Source organism: Halomonas litopenaei, assembly GCF_003045775.1.
Classification (GTDB): domain Bacteria; phylum Pseudomonadota; class Gammaproteobacteria; order Pseudomonadales; family Halomonadaceae; genus Halomonas; species Halomonas litopenaei.
Genome location: NZ_PXNS01000001.1, coordinates 20,191 through 39,121 on the forward strand (window position 1 = coordinate 20,191; position 18,931 = coordinate 39,121).

16 protein-coding genes and 3 tRNA genes are annotated in these 18,931 nt (G+C 59.0%); 11 read left to right on the plus strand and 8 right to left on the minus strand.

From position 1 onward, the window contains the following. Positions 1–18 precede the first annotated feature (18 nt). The 5 genes from mutY (at position 19) to C6W88_RS00130 (ending at position 1,952) form a co-directional block, all read left to right on the plus strand. Positions 19–1,098, plus strand: a complete 1,080-nt coding sequence (gene mutY / locus C6W88_RS00110) for an A/G-specific adenine glycosylase (RefSeq protein ID WP_231498413.1) — start codon at positions 19–21, stop codon at positions 1,096–1,098. 180 nt (positions 1,099–1,278) lie between these two features. After that, the gene (locus C6W88_RS00115) at positions 1,279–1,551 is read left to right on the plus strand and encodes an oxidative damage protection protein (RefSeq protein ID WP_045994673.1); all 273 of its coding nucleotides are present in this window, start codon (positions 1,279–1,281) and stop codon (positions 1,549–1,551) included. 95 nt (positions 1,552–1,646) lie between these two features. Beyond that, a tRNA-Phe gene (locus tag C6W88_RS00120) sits at positions 1,647–1,722 on the plus strand. Between the two features lie 7 nt (positions 1,723–1,729). Continuing rightward, positions 1,730–1,804, plus strand: a tRNA-Gln gene (locus tag C6W88_RS00125). 72 nt (positions 1,805–1,876) lie between these two features. Then, a tRNA-Thr gene (locus tag C6W88_RS00130) sits at positions 1,877–1,952 on the plus strand. Between the two features lie 154 nt (positions 1,953–2,106). Here C6W88_RS00130 and C6W88_RS21830 read toward each other — a convergent pair. Then, a complete protein-coding gene (locus C6W88_RS21830) occupies positions 2,107–2,682 on the minus strand; it encodes an RpnC/YadD family protein (RefSeq protein ID WP_052704492.1) in 576 nt (191 codons plus the stop codon). Between the two features lie 639 nt (positions 2,683–3,321). Here C6W88_RS21830 and C6W88_RS00140 point away from each other — a divergent pair. The 6 genes from C6W88_RS00140 to C6W88_RS00165 all read left to right on the plus strand — a co-directional run bounded on the left by C6W88_RS00140 (position 3,322) and on the right by C6W88_RS00165 (position 9,889). Then, positions 3,322–4,404 (plus strand): coiled-coil domain-containing protein, encoded by a 1,083-nt coding sequence (locus C6W88_RS00140; protein WP_108131094.1) that lies wholly within the window; start codon positions 3,322–3,324, stop codon positions 4,402–4,404. Positions 4,405–4,543: 139 nt separating this feature from the next. Further along, positions 4,544–5,662 (plus strand): hypothetical protein, encoded by a 1,119-nt coding sequence (locus C6W88_RS00145; protein ID WP_108131095.1) that lies wholly within the window; start codon positions 4,544–4,546, stop codon positions 5,660–5,662. Positions 5,663–5,738: 76 nt separating this feature from the next. Beyond that, positions 5,739–7,682 (plus strand): AAA family ATPase, encoded by a 1,944-nt coding sequence (locus C6W88_RS00150; RefSeq protein WP_108131096.1) that lies wholly within the window; start codon positions 5,739–5,741, stop codon positions 7,680–7,682. Then, entirely contained in the window at positions 7,600–8,955 is a 1,356-nt protein-coding gene (locus C6W88_RS00155) for a DUF6638 family protein (RefSeq protein ID WP_146164617.1), read from the plus strand. Before C6W88_RS00150 ends, C6W88_RS00155 begins: the two co-directional genes overlap by 83 nt. A gap of 3 nt (positions 8,956–8,958) precedes the next feature. Continuing rightward, entirely contained in the window at positions 8,959–9,225 is a 267-nt protein-coding gene (locus C6W88_RS00160; RefSeq protein WP_108131098.1) for a hypothetical protein, read from the plus strand. 10 nt (positions 9,226–9,235) lie between these two features. Then, positions 9,236–9,889 carry a DUF1523 family protein gene (locus tag C6W88_RS00165; protein WP_108131099.1) on the plus strand — a complete coding sequence of 218 codons (654 nt, stop codon included), beginning with the start codon at positions 9,236–9,238 and terminating at the stop codon, positions 9,887–9,889. Between the two features lie 540 nt (positions 9,890–10,429). On the opposite strand, the gene C6W88_RS00170 is transcribed toward C6W88_RS00165, so the two are convergent. The 7 genes from C6W88_RS00170 to C6W88_RS00200 form a co-directional block, all read right to left on the minus strand. Then, positions 10,430–11,470, minus strand: coding sequence for an Rpn family recombination-promoting nuclease/putative transposase (locus C6W88_RS00170; protein ID WP_108131100.1), 1,041 nt, complete (start codon positions 11,468–11,470; stop codon positions 10,430–10,432). 177 nt (positions 11,471–11,647) lie between these two features. Next, the gene (locus tag C6W88_RS00175) at positions 11,648–13,069 is read right to left on the minus strand and encodes an aldehyde dehydrogenase family protein (protein WP_108131101.1); all 1,422 of its coding nucleotides are present in this window, start codon (positions 13,067–13,069) and stop codon (positions 11,648–11,650) included. A gap of 70 nt (positions 13,070–13,139) precedes the next feature. Next, the gene (locus tag C6W88_RS00180; RefSeq protein ID WP_108131102.1) at positions 13,140–14,102 is read right to left on the minus strand and encodes an NAD(P)-dependent oxidoreductase; all 963 of its coding nucleotides are present in this window, start codon (positions 14,100–14,102) and stop codon (positions 13,140–13,142) included. Positions 14,103–14,260: 158 nt separating this feature from the next. After that, on the minus strand, positions 14,261–15,133 hold the full coding sequence (locus tag C6W88_RS00185) for a LysR substrate-binding domain-containing protein (protein ID WP_231498415.1): 873 nt from the start codon (positions 15,131–15,133) through the stop codon (positions 14,261–14,263). A 55-nt stretch (positions 15,134–15,188) separates the two neighbouring features. Then, positions 15,189–15,956, minus strand: a complete 768-nt coding sequence (locus tag C6W88_RS00190) for an IclR family transcriptional regulator (RefSeq protein WP_108131104.1) — start codon at positions 15,954–15,956, stop codon at positions 15,189–15,191. A 92-nt stretch (positions 15,957–16,048) separates the two neighbouring features. Continuing rightward, entirely contained in the window at positions 16,049–17,665 is a 1,617-nt protein-coding gene (locus C6W88_RS00195) for a GMC family oxidoreductase (protein ID WP_108131105.1), read from the minus strand. 4 nt (positions 17,666–17,669) lie between these two features. Then, the gene (locus tag C6W88_RS00200; protein ID WP_108131106.1) at positions 17,670–18,905 is read right to left on the minus strand and encodes a mandelate racemase/muconate lactonizing enzyme family protein; all 1,236 of its coding nucleotides are present in this window, start codon (positions 18,903–18,905) and stop codon (positions 17,670–17,672) included. Between the last annotated feature and the right edge of the window lie 26 nt (positions 18,906–18,931).

Consider the following 18,931-nt stretch of genomic DNA (forward strand, 5'->3'; position numbering starts at 1 on the left):
GACAAGGATAGCGGTCGAGTGTCGCCGCTGCTCAGTACAGAGGTGTTTTCCCGGCGCCTGCTCGACTGGTTCGATGTGCACGGTCGCCACGATCTTCCCTGGCAGCATGATCGTACTGCCTATCGGGTGTGGGTCTCGGAAATCATGCTGCAGCAGACCCAGGTTGCTACCGTCATTCCCTATTTTGAGCGGTTCATGCAGCGCTTTCCTGATGTAAAGGCCCTCGCCGAGGCCAGCCAGGATGAGGTCCTTCATCTGTGGACCGGGTTGGGCTACTACGCCAGAGGCCGGAATCTGCACAAGGCGGCCCGAGTCGTGGTGGAACAGCATGCAGGCGAGTTTCCCACGGACAGCCTCGATGCCATGGCCGCGCTGCCTGGCATTGGCCGCTCGACCGCCGGGGCGATCATCGCCCAGAGCACCGGTAGGCGAGCCGTCATTCTGGATGGCAACGTCAAGCGCGTACTGACGCGCCTGCACGCGCTGGAAGGCTGGCCCGGCCGGCCAGCGGTGGAACGCGAGCTCTGGCACCTGGCCGAGCACTACACGCCGGAACAGCGAGTGGTGGATTTCACCCAGGGCATGATGGACCTTGGGGCGACGCTGTGCCGCCGTGGCCAGCCGGACTGCGAGCGCTGCCCGTTCGCCGATGTCTGTGTGGCCCGCGCCCGAGGGGAACAAAAGCGCTTCCCGGAGTCCAAGCCGAAGAAAGCGATCCCCTTGCGCCATACCCGCATGCTGGTGCTGAGCGACGAGGCCGGGCGCATCCTGCTGGAGCAGCGGCCTTCCCAGGGGCTGTGGGGCGGGCTGTGGGGGCTTCCCCAGTTCGACAGCGACGCCGAGATCGATGCCTGGCTCGATACCCACGCGCCAGGAGCCGAGCGAGACGAGCCTTGGTCGAGCTTCGTTCATGTGTTCAGTCACTTTCGCCTGGAAATCACGCCGGTGCCGGCACGTGGCGGGCGAGTCGATGGCGTTGCCGAGGGACGGCTGTGGTACGACCCCCAGGCGCCGGAGTCGGTGGGGCTTGCCGCACCGGTAAAGAAGCTGCTCGCCTCACTTGCTCCCTTTGCCTTGAGCCAGCCACCGTCGCGTTGACGTCCGTGCTGCCCCCCCCCCCGTGCTGCCCCCGCGCTGACCTTGGCGCACAGGGAGCCCGGGACGAGCGCCACGGCTCTGCAGCAACAGAACGCTTAAGTCTGGGCGGGGCACACTGCTATCCTCGTGCCAGCAGGCCACACCATAGCCAGCAGGCCGTACCATAGAAAGGAGACCGCCATGAGTCAGACCGTGTTTTGCCGCAAGTACCAGAAGGAGCTCGACGCCTTGCCCTTCCCCCCGCTGCCGGGCAAGAAGGGGCAGGAAATCCAGGCGAGCGTGTCACGCCAGGCCTGGGAAGAATGGCAGGCGCTGCAGACCCGTCTGATCAACGAGAAGCATCTGAACATGATGGACCCGGCTAACCGCGAGTACCTGATGGAGCAGATGGAGCGCTTCTTCGACAATGAAGAGACCGACCGCGCCGAGGGCTATGTCCCGCGTGACGCCTAGCCTTGCGACGCCTTGAAAAGCGCTCGCCATCATTTTGAAAGAAAAGGGGTTGACGGAAAACGGAGGAATTGGTTTAATACGTCGCGTTGGCAAGGGGCCAGATAGCTCAGTTGGTAGAGCAGGGGATTGAAAATCCCCGTGTCGGCGGTTCGATTCCGTCTCTGGCCACCAACTCTGCTGGGGTATCGCCAAGTGGTAAGGCACCGGTTTTTGGTATCGGCATGCGCAGGTTCGAATCCTGCTACCCCAGCCACGCCAACCCCGTTTCGGGTGAGACGCCCAAGGCGTAACACCAGAGCAGCAAGCGACCTTCCGGTCGGCCCGAGCCGGCATAGCTCAGTTGGTAGAGCAACTGACTTGTAATCAGTAGGTCCCGGGTTCGACTCCTGGTGCCGGCACCATCTAAAAGATGGTTATGGATCAACGACTTGCTGCAACATCAAAACCGCCCATCGAGGCGGTTTTTTTGTGCGTGGGTGAATCATGGTGTCGTGCCCGGCAGCGCGGGTGTACTTCAGGCGTTCGGCACCTGCGCAGGCACTTTTCGTACAAGCCCTAGCGCTTGAGTTCGTCTCTCAGCGTCCTGACCTGCGCGATGTCCAGCCCCGACAGATCCGCCACCGTCTGGTCATCTAGCTGAGTCCGCTCGATCATGTTGCGGGCGACCTCCAGACGAGCCTTCTGTTCGCCCTTCTGTTCGCTTTCCAGCAGGCCTTCCTGACGTCCTTGCTTGCGGCCTTCCTCACGTCCTTCCTTGCGGCCTTCCTCACGTCCTTGCTTGAGGCCTTCTTCAAGACCCTGTTGCTTCCACTGCTCGGACCATCGTTTTGCACGCTCGGCCAGCATGTTGTGTACCTCATTGAGTTCGTTAAGATTCTGCCACTCGGTTCCTTCGCTCTCGGGTATCCAATTGGGCAGCAGCACGCGCTTGATCCAGATGGCGAAGTGACGGCGCAGACGAGTCTGGTCCGGCGCTTCGAGCCGTCTTGCCAGTAGCCCGATCAGTTCGACCGCCTCCCTGGAGCCTCGGTGGTGTTCCAGACGAAATATGGCGGCCACCACGCTGCGGGCCTCTGGCGACCAGTGCTCTGAGTCCACGATGGCGCCTCCGTCCAGCAGAAGATAGGGCATTCGTGGGCGGTATCGCTCCAGCTCCCTGGGCACGCTTTGAACGAGGTCCGATACGTCGACGGCGGCGTTCCAACGTTTCTCTCCATTGTAGATGAAGCCTATCAGGAGGACTCGATATTGAGCATTGATTGCCCTGGTTAGGCTGTAGGAGATGGTTTTACTTCTTGATCCACATCATGAAGTTGTATGGCTTTCTCGATGGCGCATTATTCTTGGTGGCGAGATTGACCTGATGTTTGTTTGTCTCTTCTGGTTCCCGCTCACCATTCACGAATCATTGTTGTTGTGTGTGGCAGCTGGCAATGGCCAGTCATGATGGTAAATCATGTGTTTTTTGTATGTTTATGGGTGAAATCTTACAGGTTTGCCACATCCGGGATTAGGCGATGCTTTGAAGAAGATATCGCTGATATTGCAAAGCTTACGTGTACTTTTATTCAAGACGTAGGAATAGGATGGGAGAGAAAGTCGTCCTGACTGAAGGTGTACAGGTATATCACAGGACACATGGTTTTCTCGAAAAAATGTGGCGTTTTGGTTGCTGTATAACTCAAAAGCGGTATAGGCGCAGTCAAGGTTAGGATTTGGGTCGCGCTAGATGCCTTTTATCCGGACAGATCACAGGGAAATATCGAAAAAATGAAGAAATCCCATTTCGATACCATGATTGAAGAATCGAGCAACAAGGTAAAAGAGTCGCAGCGAAAAATCGCCGAGGTCACTGCCAGTGTTGAAGCCGCTCGTGCCCGCGCAGACGCAGGAGACTCAGTAGGCTTCAACATCGAAGTTGCTACCTTGGATGACGTTCATGCCCACACCGAGACCATGAACGCAAATATCGCAGAGTTGATCATGGGGCTTGATGACACTACTGCCGGTTTTTCCAAAGATTTTGACGAAATGCGCAACAAGTCCAGTATGGAGAAGTTCGTCGGAATCTTTAGCAAGGGAAAGGCTGAGTCCATGCGTCAGGAGCGAATGAGGAGCGCAAGCATAGACGAAAAGCTGCAGGACCTCATCGCCAAATCCGACATCATCGTAAAGCTCCTGGATGGCCAATTACAGGAGCTCGAGAGCCAGCAGGAAAAGGTCCAGAAGAATCTGGAACGATCGCTGGGTGATAGAGAGGCAGCGGTAGCAGAGCTTGAGTCGCTGAGAGCCGAAATAGAGGCACTTGACCCACAGCTCATCGATCTGGAGAGCAAGATATCCGTGGAGCAGGATGCAGCGCAGCGTACTCGCCTGGAAACCGAGCTTGCAGACACGAATACACGCTACAACGCGCTGGTCCAGGATGAACAGGTCAGCATCTCCCGCTCGCAAACGCTCGAGCGCTACATCGAGAAGGGGAAAACCTGGTTGGACAGTCTTCAGAATAAGGCGGCGACTCAAAAGGTGCTGATCAACAAGCTCCAGACAGATACTCAGCAAAGAGTTGTGCTATATGACGCCCTGAGTAAGTCGTTGAAGACGGCTCAGCAGCAGGACGTAGCGCACAGGATCAACGAAATTGGCTCCCAGACAGACCAGGAAGCTCAGACAGCGATGGCGGGCATCGGCAGTGCAACCAACCAGCGCATGGCCGATATGCTCGAAGCACATGAAGGCCAGATGGTGTATGCAAGAGACGTCCTGGAGAAAAAGGCCCGCGCTGACGAGCGCTTTGCTCGGAGATTTTCAAAGATCGTCGAGAAACATGACAAGAATCTGTATGGGCGTTGAGGGGTAGGTTCCCCATCACTCGAGACGTGATAGGTAGAGGTTTTATACCAGCTTCCTTCTGGAGGCGATCATTCGGTGAATGATGTCATCGTTGAATGAGAATGATGTGCTAGCCAGTACTCGCCGAAAAGAGGGTGCGATGGATTCGTCAGATTGTGATCATCTTGAGTTAGCTGACGTGTATGCTTCGCGTCATTACTTTCGGAGATTCAGCGAGATCCTCCAGCGGCTCGAGAGAGTGGCGGCAGCCATGCATGCCAGCGATCAACTGAACCGCATAGATGCAAGAGCACTGACGGATTATCTGAAGCGCCTTGATTTTACCTTTGACGCCTTGAGCACCAAGTATTTGATGGTGGGGCAAACCCCCTCCCGTAGTCTCGGTAGCCTCACCGTGGACCGGCGCGAGAGTGGCTTTCCGGTCGCCAGCGAGTTGATGCGTATGGCTAATGACGCTCAGCAAGCTTCACGCCATCTGACAAATATGCCAAGTACACGCGAACTCAAGGCTCAGATGATTCGCACCATCCTTGGTGAGTGCCGTTCGCCTACCCGACTTCAGTATGCCATGTCCCAGCGACTCTATTACGAGGAAATCTCTCGAGGAGCTCTTTTCTGGATTCAAAATGACCCTCAGTGCGAGATGCTGGACAGTGACGGTGGGCGAAGGCGTTTTTTCATCCATTGGGCTGTCTACGACAGCCAGGTCAATCTACCTGTCATCTACTTGATGGAGGTCGATGACAGTGGTTCTGCCCCTCTGCCAAAAGACGAATACCGTTGGCCAGCTGTCCAGGCTCACCTGATGGCCCAGTCCCTTGCTGGACTGACATTGCTGACCATTGCCCGTGGGTTGGACGCGGACTTCGATGACGTTCATCCAAAACGGCTCCACCGCTATCACATTGGGCCCATGTACTCGTCCTCCTATACCGAGCAGGCCGGACCGTTGCGGCAGATTCTCGAGCAGGCCTGTCCAGGGGGAGAGGACGATTGGGCCTTGGCCTGGACCCAGGAGGAGCTCGATAGTGATGGGACGCAAGAAGAACGTAGTGGATGGTTCAGTAAGGTCGAGCGCGAAATCTTTGCCCTGGACCCCTTCTCTGATGGTGCAGGTCATTCCGGAGCTACTCGTACGTTACGCTCCATCATTTTGCCTCAGCGTCCGTATCAGGTTCTGGCTGAGCTGGCCCCCTCCGGGTTTGCCGATGTGCAGAAGTTTGTGGTCAGCCCATCGGGACAGGTGCTGCACTTATAACACGATGACGGCGCCGTCCTGAGGTGCGAAGCAACAATAGATAACCGTGGCAGGAAGGCCCGGTAGCGAGGGATTCATGAGTCTTGACAGCGATCAGATGGAACTGCGCGAAGATGATATCCAGAGGCACTACGCTGCGGCTGAAAGGATGCTGGAGGGCTTTGATCACAGTCCTCGTATCGCCCGCCCACGGCAGCAGCTTACGCTTGACGAGAAAGAAATATCTCCAGGTATAGGTCGTACTCGCAGGCTTCGATCGACCACGCCGGGGCTCGCCACACGCTCCACGGGGCGCCCGGATGGAGTGCACTTGGGGGAACGGATAGCGACAAGCAATGGAGGAGACCCATTGATGTCTCCGCTCCAGGCGACCGTCCAGCATGGCCTCCGGCGATCCATCGCGATTGCTCTGGCGATTGGCGAATGCTGGGCCGAGCGCAATGGCTTGCTGGAGCTTAAACAGGCCAATCTCTCTGGCTCACTGGCTTCATCGCGGCGTACCGAGTTCACGGAGCTGCTTGCCGCCGAGGCGCTGATCTCCACCCATGTTCTTGCCAACGCCTTGGCATGGCTATTGCTCGATCATGGCAGCGAGACACAGGTTGAGGTGGGCGAGTTACAAGAACTGGTTACTGACAACGCTCAACTGGCTCTTCATGGTGTCTTGTGGGAACTGGATCAGATTGTCGCTTTGCATGCCAGCGATGACGTTCACCTTGTTGCCGCCCTGCTTGCCTGGACCGAACAGTTGTTGGAGAAGGTGGTTCTAAGAGCAGAGAACGCTCCGCGACTGGGAACCTTCACCGCCAGCGTATGGAGAGTAGAGACAGATAGGCTCACATTGAGAGGTTTCGAGCCGGCGCGTCGAGGTGGATCCAGTAATTTGAACATGGTGTTCAAGCGACCTGAAGAGGTCATCGGTAATCATATCGCCAAGCACCAGGCGCAGAGGCTTGCCCGTATGGTGATGGCGTACGACTTTGAACGTCGCATGAACCCCTTCGCCGAGCTGGGAGGTTTTATCTTCACCTTCATGGGGGACGGTAAACCAGGCACCGGCAAGACCACTCTGATCCAGATGATGGCGGGATTGATTCATGACTACTGTCAAGTGGCGGGTTACCCCTTTCGCTACCAGAACTTCGGTGTTGACAATATTGACAGTTATCAAGGCAAGTCGGGACAGAACGCCAAGGCCTTCATTCATCATGTCATGGATCCTTCGGTGATAGGATTTGGAACTATTGATGATATCGACCAGATTGCTGGAAAACGCGGTGACCGTCAGTCCTCCGCCGGGCAGCAGGAGGTGACTGCCGTGTTGATGGAGGCATTTGCCGGCGCCAATACCGTGGTAAGAGGGAATTGTACTTTCGGAATGTTTTCGAACTATCCGGAAAATGTCGACGACGCTCTTCGCCAGCGGGCGGGTGCCAGATTTCTGGTTGATGGACCAAAAACCAGAGAGGACTATATCGATATTCTGCATCTTTTGCTGGGCAGTCACCATGGTATCCCACTCGGAAAGCACGAACTCTATTCTTCTCAGAGCATAAAGCAAGCAATCGCTCAATCCTTTTCTTCCTACAATAGGCCGGCTGAGCCACGCCTGAAAGAGGTTCTTGAACGAGTTTTCGAGAAATTCGGCGATATTGATTCAGTTGCTGCTTTGGGGACATATCTGAAGGAGATTCAGCAGGTTGATGAGAGATTTACCGGCCGCGCAATAAAAAACATAAGCGACGCGGTTAAAGTTCGCTCGATGGATTTCGATATACCTGATGAGTGGATGGAGGTTCCGGATGTCTTTCTGGCCAAGGACTATGAAACGAAGAAGGCGATGATTTCAGAGCTTCGTGTCCCGATCACTTCAAATATGGTCCTTCAGGAAATCAATCGCTACGCCGACAGCGAGTTTCGCTATGCAGGAAGCTCCGATGAAGCAGCGATTGATGCCTTGGTACGTGATATGGAACGTCGTCACGAAGCTCAGCGTCGCTTCCAGGATGGCAGAGGGTGATCCTATGCAGCGGCTGATCGAAAGTGGTCTGATGTATTCCAATCTTTTCCACGTCGACTCGCCTGTGTTGGTGGATCGCTACAACAGAGCACTCGAGCACCTGACTGGTGCGACCACCCAGCTTTCCGAGTTTCATGTTGATGTTTCCGGGTATTCCCCGGAAGTTGGTTCAGAGTTGGGTGATCATCAGTACTTGAATCATGGCGGAGTCAATCGTCAATTCATTCTATTGAGTAACGAACAAGGCCGATGCCCCTTGCTCAACGCCCATTTTTCCACCAGTCGACAAATCTTGAACCGATTTATCAGAGAGAACGAACGACAACTATTTGCCTTGACAGCGACCGACGCCATAGCCGGTGAATTGGAGAATTCTGTTTTCAGTGTCGAGAGCCCCCGGGACCTTTTCGATATTCGTCAAATCAGGGTGGTTGCGGACACGACGAATGGCACCATTGCCAAGGCGGGCCACCTTGCCAGGCTGGTGGATCGTTTCCACGATGAGAAGGATGGCTGGTTCAATGAACAACTGATCAACGAAATGATCGAAGTTGCTCGTTGTACTGGTGATGTCACGCGGAACCCGGTCCAGCTCCAGCATGCTGTCTTCGAGCAGAGGAATTTCTGGACGTCTTTGTTTGGCGGTCTGTATATCTTTCAAGATATGGAGAAGCCGAGTGTTGTCGTGCGCGAAGAGAAGTACCGGCGCCAGCTGCCGTCGGCGCTTGTAATGCTGCTCGATGATCGACGTGATGTGGCCCGTTTTTTGAGCGACAACGAGCTCGTCGAGACTGTCGTCAAGTTTCCAGGCGATGAGGGTGTTGCTGTCCTGCGCCGAAAGCTGGACCTTATGCTTGGTCTGGAGTTGGCGAAAAAGTCTGTTGATTCAACTGGACATGCCGGGTCTCGACTACGTCGTCTTGCGGCCCGCAATGGCGTCTCACTACCCATGGAGTATGAAGGGCTGGCGTCCATTGTCCGGTGGGCAGAGGCTGGTGGAACAAGGCCAAAGGTCGGCATAAGTCACCCCGCCTACTTTGCCACCCTTCGTGCTGCTGATACGCCGGTGAAGGATCTGGTCAATATGCTGCTGGCGGAACTGGTTCCGAATGACGTTCTACAGCTCTATATCTGTCACAAGGATGAGTTCTATCGCCGCTACCGCAGCTGGCCACGTGAGGTCAGAGATTTTTCCGTCGATGCTATTGTTCGTGAGTATATCTCCGATAAAGACTCCGCTCGCGCCATGCTATTTGGCAGTAACAAGGAATAATGCGTGATTGCTTTTGCTCGACTGATCCTGGTCGTCATGGTTCTTATGACGATCTGCTATATCATTGTCAATATTTACCTTTTCTTTCGTTGGCGCAAGGGGCTTGAAGATGAATGGAAAAGGCGTTCTTCAGCGGGTGACGATAGAGTCTTTGTGCGCAGATCGATGCGTCGGTATCGTCGCCGCTGGCGGCCTATATTGATATCCTTGATTTATATCTTTCCCGTCACGTTGATGACTGTTTTGGTGTTTGTTATCAATTTTTTCTAGGGGGCAGTCAATGGCAATCGTGAAGTGGAGTTTCTGGGGTGTTTTCTGGCTGATGGTCGGAGCGGTCATGCATTATAGCCTTCCCCAGTATGACGTCGTTCGTATCGTCGATACCTACGAAAAGCGACAGGATATCAACGATTGGACGCGCATCTTTTGGTCTGATCCGGATGATTTGACCAATACGCTGGAAAATCGTGATGTTCAGTTCATACAAGCAGTTTTCCCTAGTGGTAAAGCGATCGTCTATCGCAATGAGGATACCGGCTGGAGCTGGCCACCTTACTTCAAGTTCGATACCGCAAATCTTTATACGGAGGCCAGTGACCGGATTTCGACACGGGCGGATCCTCAATGGGTTTCTATCATGCATTACGGTTGGCGCAACCAATTCTTTTCCATCTTTCCTAATGCTGTCTCGATTGAGTCGGTCGAAGGCCCGAATGACAAGCCATTCAATTGGTTTACATACGGTTTTCTGGTGCTGATGGGAAGCGCTGTCGCTTTCCTGTGGCGAGCCTGGGTGCGCTTCAGGCGGCGCCATCTCGACCCGGTGATGGAGGAAGTTGAAGGTGGCCTCGATAGTGCTGGTGAAGCTGTAAATCACCGTTGGCACCGTCTACGCCGATGGCTGGATACATGGAAGGGCCGCAACAGGCGCTAGGTGTCGGGTCGCGGATGAACCTCGGTTCTTGGAAAAACCGCATTGAAGGTGGTGTACTCGGAAACTGCGTCCGCGCACGCCCAGCTCGAAGTGTTTTGGCATCAGACGCAACGCCGGTGGAACAGATCGCCGAGCGCCGCCGGCAACGCTAGACCTATTGGCAGATTGCCCAGGCGCTGGGGATTGGCTAGGGCTTGTCTGAAAAGTGCCTGCGCTCGGTAATACGGCGTTAAAAATCGGCTGGTGCGCCAGCCCGGTCAAAATGCTCATTTACACCCCGTAAACTGCGCTTTCTCACCGATTTTTGCCTTGTCTAACCTTCGCTCGTCGACTTTTCGGACAGCGCCTAAAGCACGGTGGCACGTATTCTCAAGCGCGAGTGGGCCTATCCCTGGTTTTACGGAGCTCGGAGGAGTGAGGCCAGCAGCTGCGCGCCTGGCTTCATCAGGACAACTGGCACCGACCACATGCCTTCCTGAATGATCAGTCTCGCGTTGTCCGGCTGGCCCGTTCCGTGAACAACCTGGCGGGTTTTCACACCTAGCGTTTGAGTTCGTCTCTCAGCGTCCTGACCTGCGCGATGTCCAGCCCCGACAGATCCGCCACCGTCTGGTCGTCCAGCTGAGTCCGCTCGATCATGTTGCGGGCGACCTCCAGGCGAGCCTTCTGTTCACCCTTCTGTTCGCCCTTTTGTTCGCCCTCCTGCAGTCCTTCCTGACGTCCTTGCTTGCGGCCTTCCTCACGTCCTTGCTTGCGGCCTTCCTCACGTCCTTGCTTGCGGCCTTCTTCAAGACCCTGTTGCTTCCACTGCTCGGGCCATCGTTTTGCACGCTCGGCCAGCATATTGTGTACCTCATTGAGTTCGTTAAGATTCTGCCACTCGGTTCCTTCGCTCTCGGGTATCCAGTTGGGCAGCAGCACGCGTTTGATCCAGATGGCGAAGTGACGGCGCAGACGAGTCTGGTCCGGCGCTTCGAGCCATCTTGCCAGCAGTCCGATCAGTTCGACCGCCTCCCTGGTGCCACGGTGGTGTTCCAGTCGAAATATGGCGGCTACCACGTTGCGTGCCTCCGGCGACCAATGCTCCGAGTCCACGATGGCGCCTTCGTCCAGCAGAAGATAGGGCATTCGTGGGCGGTATCGCTCCAGCTCCCTGGGCACGCTCTGAACGAGGTCCGATACGTCGACGGCGGCGTTCCAACGCTTCTCTCCATTGTAGAGCACGACGGGCAGCACCGGGGGCAACCTGGCGTGGGGCGAGAGCTTCTGCTGCTTGATCAGGTCCTGATACAGGAGGCCCACGTAGGTCATGATGCGCAGCGCCATGAAGGGATCGATGGTGCTCTGGAATTCGATCAACAGATAGACGTAGATCCAGTCATCGCCGAAGCGTGCGCGCCAGATGACGTCGGACTCCCGATCGCGCAGGTCGTCGCTGACAAAGCTGCTGCTGACCTTCTCCAGTGAGTCGAGGTCGAGATGCGCTATCCAGTCCTCCTTGATGAAGCCTGTCAGGAGGTCTCGAATGACTCTAGGTTCGCTGAACAGCAGTTTGTAGCTGTGGTCGTGCTGGTGGTTCATGGGATATCAGCCGCCGACTGGCGAGAGCCAGTAATGGAAGGAGATGGCAATCATCCTGGCGGCTAATGGCTGGCATGTACGGCTACGGAGTCGATTGGGTGGAAACCTGACCAAATGTCAGAAGTTTGAGCAAAGTCTTGTTCAGAACTTTTTAGAGAGAGGCGTAGTGACAAGCCCTCAACCCCCCAGAATGGCCTTGGTTTCCAGATATTCCTCCAGGCCCTCTTCGCCCCATTCACGACCGTTGCCGGATTGGCCGTAGCCGCCGAAGGGGGCATCGAAGGAAAATTCCGCCCCTTGCAGGTAGCACTGGCCGGCCTTGAGCCGGCGGGCGATGGGCTGGGCGGCTTCGGCGCTGGCGGCGTAGACGGCGGAAGACAGCCCATAGGGCGTGTCGTTGGCGATCTCGATGGCCTGTTCCAGGTCGTCGTAGGGAATCAGGCACAGCACCGGGCCGAAGATTTCTGAGCGTGCGATCGCCATGTGGTTGCTGACGTCGCTGAAGAGGGTGGGGCGAACATAGTAGCCCTGCTCCAGCCCCTCAGGGGCCTCGGTACCACCCAGCATCAAGCGCGCTCCCTCGGCGATACCCTGCTGAATGTGCTGGCGTACGCTGTCGCGCTGTCGCCGGGTCACCAGCGGCCCCATGGTGGTGGCGGTGTCCGTCGGGTCACCTGTCACCTGCTCCAGGGCGACCGTCAGGGCGATGCGTTCGGCGTCGGCCAGACGTGAACGTGGTATCAGCATGCGGGTGAAGGCGTCGCAGGTCTGACCACTGTTGGCCATCACGTTTGCCACCCCGAAGCGTACCGCCCGGGGCAGGTCCGCGTCCTCGGTGATGATCAGCGGCGACTTGCCCCCCAGCTCCTGACACACTCGCTTGACCCCGGCGGCGGCGTTGATGGCCACCTCGATACCGGCGCGGGTGGAACCGGTGAAAGACACCATGTCGACCCCAGGGTGGCTCGCCACCAGAGGGCCGATCTCGTTGCCGGAGCCCGTCACCAGGTTGAAGACCCCGGCGGGGAGGCCGACGCTCTGAAAGATCTCGGCCATGATGAAGTCCTGCAGCGGTGTCTGTTCGGCCGGCTTGGTGACCACGGTACAGCCTGCCGCCAGGGCCGGGGCCAGCTTGCCGACCAGCTGATGCAGTGGGTAGTTCCAGGGGTTGATCAGCGCGCACACGCCGACCGGCTCGCGGACGATGGCGACGCCATTGCGGCGTTCGATCTCTTCGGAACGCAAGGCCCGCTCGGCGTAGTAGCGCATGCCTTCGATGGGGCCATCCACGTGCATGGCGGGTGTGATCTGGATCGGGCAGCCCAGGGTGATGACGTGCGCCTCGACCAGGTCTGCGTGGCGCCTTTGCATCTCGTCGGCGACGGCGAGAAGTATCTCGCGCCGTTGCCCGGCGGGGGGCGCCGACCAGTCGGGCAGAGCGCGCCGCGCCGCCTCGACGGCGGCGTTGATGTCCGCTCGGTGCGCTCTTGGCACCGAGGCGCACAGATTCTCGGTGGCAGGGTCGAGGATGCCAAAGCGCTCGCTGTCGCTGGGCGTGTGCCAGCGGCCATCGATAAAGAAGTGTTCTCTGTAGTGCATGGCGAGGTCCTCGTTGGCTCGGATGATGATCAAGACCGGCGTATGCCGTCGCGGTCAGCCTGGCAGCCCTTTATCCGGACCTGCCGCGCACGACCACCTCATGGCCGACCTCTTCCGGCTCGGTGTCGGTCAGTTCGGCGGGGAAGCCGTCGCCGAGCACCTCGACGTCGCAGGCGTCCTCGAGGCGCCGGATGATGTTGGATGACCACTCACGGGGGCCATAGCGCTCTTGGCCATCCTGAAAGATGTCGAGCAGCAGCGGCGATATCTCGAGGGGCACCTCGAGGCTTCTGGCCAGGGCGTCGAACAGGCCCACGTCCTTGAGCACCAGATCCATGGTGAAGCTGATATCGCGGCTACCGTTGAGAATGACCTGGGATTCGGTCTCGTGGACAAAGGAATTGCCCGAGGAGATACGGATGGCCTCGAAGGCGGTGTTCATGTCCAGGCCGGCCTTGCTAGCCACGGTCAAGGCCTCGGCCACCGAACACAGGTTGGCGGTGGCGAGGTAGTTGGTCAGTACCTTGAGCATCGAGGCCGTGCCCAGAGGTCCGGTGTGCAGGACCCGACGCCCCAGGGTGGTCAGCACCGGCAACACCCGTTCAAAGGTGTCGCGATCACCGCCGGCGAAGATCGAAATGTTGCCGGTGGCGGCGCGGTGGCAGCCGCCGGAGACCGGTGTCTCCATGGCGAGGGCGCCGGTGGCGGCGACCCTGGCGGCGATGCGTACCAGTTCCTGGGCATCGGTGGTGCTCATCTCCAGCCACACCTTGCCGGCAGATAGCCCGGCGATGACCCCATCCTCGGCTTCCATTACCGCGCTGCAGGCGCGAGGAGATGGCAGGCAGGTGATGATCATGTCGCTGGCCTCGGCCACTGCTCTGGGGCTGCTGGCGGCGGCAGCGCCCTGGTCGATGAAGCGTCGAGTGATCTCGGGGTCGAGGTCGCGGATCGTGACGTGATAGCCGTTGCGCAGCAGGCTGCCGGCGAGCTTGCCGCCGACGTTGCCAAGTCCGATAAAGCCGATATTCATGGGATGTCATCTCATGCCGGTGAGCCGATCACCTTGCAGTGACATCCTTGCGCGGGGGCGGATGAAGTGCTGCAGGTAGACTTCACGCTAGGCACGGCGGGGGCAGACGACAATTCATCTTTTCTTGGTGATTGGTAACTTTGGTGAGTGAAGGCGACTCAGTCCCGCTGACTCAGCAGCCAGGTGCTGAAGACCTCCACTCGCGGATCGTCGGCCAGATGGGAGGGGTAGGCGATGCCCCATTCGCCGCTGGCGGGCTGTACCTTGCCCGCCGGGTTGATCAGCCGACCCGTCGCCAGGTCATCCTCGGCGAAGGGGCCATTGACCAGGGCGACGCCTTCACCTCGGGCGGCCATCTCGAGCGCCGCGGCCAGGGTGTCGACCTGAAGGGCGCGTGGCGGCGCGGGCCGTATGGCAGGAGGCGACTGGGTGTCGAACCAGCCCTGCCAGCTCCAGCTCTCGGTGTAGACGCTGATCAGCGGGAAGGCCTGCAGCGCCTCGGGGGATAGCGGTAACGAATGCCCCATCACCAGCGAGGGGCTGCACACAGGGGTCAGCGTCGAGGGAAACAGCGGTGTCCAGTCAAGTCGAGAGGGTAGTGGGCCATCACGGAAGAGGATGGCGATATCGGCGTGGGCGCTGTCGAAGGTCCAGTCCAGGCTGTAGGTCTTGATCCTCAGTTCGGTCTCGGGATAGCGCTGGTGAAATTGTGCCAGTCGTGGGGCCAGCCAGCGGATCGAGGTGGTCACATAGACCTGCACGCGCAGGGGTTCAAGGCAGGGCTGGCGACGCAGTGTTTCGGCGCCCTGGATCAGAGCTTCCATGGCGTCGCGCACGACAGGGTAGAAACGTCGACCGGACTCTGTGAGCTCGATATGCCGACCCCGGCGGGCGAACAGTTTCGTCCCCAGGCTCTGCTCCAGACGCTGTATCTGGTTGGCGATGGCGGGGTGGGAGAGGTGCAGCTCCTCGGCTGCGGCGCGCAGGCTTGATAGTCGCGCCGCGGCCTCGAATCCCTTCAGCGCACTCAAGGGCGGCAGGCGATCCAGCGGCAGCGGTGCCGCGGATGTCCGATGACGCGGGACGTCAGACAACGCGGGACGACAGCTGGCGCGCGGCCTGCACCAGGTTCTTGGAGTAGCGGCGCGCCTCCTGGGAGCTCAGGGTGTCGCTGCTGATGGCGGCGCTGATCGCTGCGATGGGCTCGTTACGCAGGTTGAGCACCGGTGCGGCGATGCAGCTGACGCCCTGCTCAGGCGCGCCGTTGGAGGTGGCGTAACCGAGCCGATGGGCCCGCCCCAGTTCCGCCATGACGCCTTTCACTCCCTTGTTCTCGGGAGCAAGACCAAGCTCGTCGGCGAGATAGCCCTGCCAGGAGTCCTCGTCGCGCATTGCCAGGATGATCTTGCCACTGGCGGCTTCGTGCAGCGCCATGGTCTTGCCCACGTAAAGGTTGAAGTTTGCACCGCTGGCACCGTCGATCTTGGACACCACCACTACCTTGTTGCCGATGGGCACGCACAGAAAGATGGTCTTGTGGATTTCGTTTTTCAGGATTTCCGCGATCGGATAGAAGTAGGGTATCAGGCTCTGCTTGTTATAGATGGTGGAGGATATCTGGAAGATGCGTGAGCCGATGCAGTAGGACTTCTTGCGGCTTGGATCCTGGGCCACCAGCTGGTGGTGAAGCAGGGCGTTGATGACACGGTGACCGGTGGCCGGCGAAATACCGGTAGCGTCACAGATTTCCGAAAGCGTCATGGGATAGCTGGTGGCCGCCAGCAGGTCCAGGATCATGACGCTATGATCGACCGCCGGAGCCTTGGTCTTTTCCGAGGTCCTTTCCGAATTCATGATCAGCCGCGGTCTCCAAAACGCGAATGCGAGGACGAATGCAGATGACTCGTCCGGTCAGACTCAGGGGCGATGTGGCTCCTGGGCGTCGTTCAGATCGGGTGGTCCTGAAGGATCAGGTCGGCCCCCTTTTCCGCCACCATCATCACCGGTGCATTGAGGTTACCCGAGGTGATGTTGGGAAAGATCGAGGCGTCGATGACCCTGAGCCCGGACACGCCATGCACCCTGAGACTGCCATCGACCACCGCCTCGCGAGGGTCGGGCCCCATGGCGCAGGTACCGCACAGATGATAGATGGAGCCTGCGTTGGCGCGAAAGTACTCTAACATGCTTTGGTCATCGTGGACGGCATCCGCCGGAGTGACCTCGGCGTCGATGACGGCACCCAGGGCCGCCGTTTCGGCCAGCGCGCGAATGAGCCGGCTGCCCTGAATGGCCTCGTCCTGATCTCGCCGGCTTCCCAGATAGTTCGGCCGGATCACCGCCGGCTCATTGGCATCGGCGCTGGCCAGCTCGATGGCGCCACGACTGTCGGGACGGCAGGAATTGAAGGCCAGCAGGAAGCCGGAGTAGGCATCCGCGGTCAGTGTCGTGTCCGGCGGTGCCGGGATGCGATAGGACAGCGGGTTGAAGTAGAGCTGGATATTGGGCACGGGTTCGTCGGCATGGCCGCGAAAGAAGCCGCCGGCCTGGTTGACGCTCATCGCCAGCGGGCCGCTGCGATTGATCAGGTACCTCATCGTTGCCCTGGTCAGGCCGGGCAGAGAGTTGAAGTCGTCGTTCAGGGTCCGGCAGTTGGCGCGATAGAAGTAGCTGACGGCCAGGTGATCCTGCAGGTTTCGGCCCACGCCGGGCAGCTGCTGGAGCGCTGCGATCCCGTGTTGTCGCAGCTTCTCGCTGTCCCCGAGCCCCGATAGCATCAGCAGCTTTGGCGAGTCCACCGCACCGGCGCAGACGATCACCTCGCGGCGTGCGCGCAGGGTCTTCAACTGGCCTTGCTCTCGGTATTCAATGCCGCTGGCGCGACGCTGATCGTCGAACAGCACCCGTTGAACCTGGCGGACGTGCTTGAGGGTGAGATTGGAGCGCTCGAGCGCCGGCTTCAGGTAGGCGGTGTTGCTGGAATCGCGACGGCCTCGGCGGATGTTCGTCTCATAGAGGCCGGCACCTTCGATGGAGGCGCCATTGAAGTCGTCATTGAGCGGGTAGCCGAGTTCATCGGCAGCCCTGAGGTAGGACTGGCAGATCGGATGGGCGATTTCCTTGAGCGGGGTGATGCCGATCAGTCCCTGGCTCGAGTGGAATTCGGTATCGCCCGCAGGGTGCTGCTCGAGTTTCCTGAAATAGGGCAACAGCGCCTGGTAGCCCCACCCCGGGTTACCCGCGCGCTCCCAGTCATCGAAGTCCGATGGCTGGCCTCGCACATAGATCATGGCGTTGATCGAGCCCGATCCTCCCTGGACCTTGCCCCGGGGTGTGTAGATCCGCCGGTTGGCCAACGCCGGCTCCTCGGCGCTGTAGTACATGTAGTTGTAGCCGGGGTGATAGTAGGTCTTGGCAAAGCCCACCGGCACCCGAAGCCAGGGGGAACTGTCACGGCCGCCGGCCTCGACGATCAGTACCTTGTGGTGTCCGCTGGCACTCAGCCGGTGGGCCAGCACGCAGCCTGCGGAACCTGCACCGACGATGATGAAGTCGTAGTCCATCGCCTCAGGCCTCCGGTCGGGTCTTCCAGCGGGTGCAGGACTGCTGGACGACGTCGTAGGGCGTGGCGTCCATGCTCAGGTGCAGGCGCTTGCCGGTATAGGGTGAGTGGGCCCTGACCACCGCCATGTCCAGTTCCACCCCGAGCCCCGGTCGATCGGAGGGAATGATAAAGCCGTCACTCCACTCGATCTTGGCTTCGAGCACCTCGGCGTGGAAGCCGTCCCAGGTGCCGATGCTCTCCTGGATCAGGAAGTTGGGTGTGGTGGCGGCGAGCTGAATGCTGGCCGCCGCACCCACCGGGCCGTTGTACAGGTGGGGCGCTATCTGGGCGTAGTGGACCTCGGCCAGGGCGGCGATCTTCTTGCCTTCGAGGATGCCGCCGACCCGGCCAAGGTTCATCTGCAGGATCGAGGCGGCCTGGTGGCGCAGCAGGTCATGGAACTCGTACTTGGTGGTCAGCCGCTCACCGGTGGCCACCGGGATGGAGGTATGGTCAGCGACCCTGGCCATGGCCTCGCTCTGGCCGGGTGGCACCGGCTCCTCGAACCACAGCGGGTCAAAGGGTTCGAGGCGCTTGGCCAGGCGGATCGCCGAGGCCGGCGTCATCTGGCCGTGGGTACCGAACAGCAGGTCGCAGCCGTTGCCGACCGCCTCACGAATGCGCTGGCAGAAGGTTGCGCTCTTTTCCAGCGCCTCCAGTGACAGCATATGCCCGCAGTAGGCGGTGTAGGGGCCCGCCGGATCGAACTTGAGCGCGGTAAAGCCGAGGGCCTTCTGCTCCAGGGCGCACTCCACCGCCAGCTCGACATTGTCGTAGTCATATTCACCGCCGGGGGCCCGGGGATAGAGATAGGTGTAGGAGCGCAGCCGATCGTGGAGCTTGCCGCCGATCAGTGCATGTACCGGCTGGCCAGCCGCCTTGCCGACGATGTCCCAGCAGGCCATCTCGAGGCCGCTGAGCACCCCCATCATGGTCAGGTCCGGGCGCTGGGTGAAGCCGCTCGAGTAGGTCTCGCGATACAGCCGTTCCAGATGGTGGGGATCCCGTCCCTTCAGGTAGCGCTCGAACACGTCCTCGATGGCGGCGACCACCACTTGCGGGTGGAAGGTCGCCGCATAGACCTCGCCGACGCCCTCGATGCCACAGGCTGTTCCCAGTTTGACGAAGATCCAGTACATGCCGCCGATGTGGGGCGGAGGTGTGGCGACCACATGGCTTTCACAACTGACGACTTTCATGAACGGCGAGTCCTCTGAAAAGGGCA